This is a genomic window from Adlercreutzia sp. DFI.6.23 (assembly GCF_024462535.1).
Classification (GTDB): domain Bacteria; phylum Actinomycetota; class Coriobacteriia; order Coriobacteriales; family Eggerthellaceae; genus Adlercreutzia; species Adlercreutzia rubneri.
Genome location: NZ_JANGBP010000844.1, coordinates 1 through 286, shown reverse-complemented (window position 1 = coordinate 286; position 286 = coordinate 1). Strand labels below are relative to the sequence as shown.

General features: G+C 66.8%; 1 protein-coding gene. It reads right to left on the bottom strand.

Going from position 1 to position 286, the window contains the following annotated elements:
* Window positions 1–244, bottom strand: a 244-nt coding sequence (locus NE591_RS15715; protein ID WP_256157157.1) for a transposase, incomplete at its 3' end; no start/stop codon positions are given.
* Window positions 245–286: the final 42 nt, after the last annotated feature.

The following is a 286-nucleotide window of genomic DNA, read 5'->3' as shown; positions in this document are numbered from 1 at the left end:
GGACGTGGTCGGGCATCAGGTGCCCCTCGATTATCTCCACCCCCTTGTACCTGCACTCGCGCGTATCCACTTCCGCGCCGAAGCTCAGATAGGTGAACACCGCATCGGCCGCCGCGAACTCCGGCAGCGCCGCCACATTCCGCGCGATCGCCTCATCGATGGCGCGCCGCTCCCCCACAGACAGCCCCTCGCGCACCGCTTTGTACTGCGCCCGCATCAGCGCCTTGCCCGTTGTTGCATCCATCGACATCCCCTTCCGCTCGCCCCTCGTAGGGACGGTGCTTGC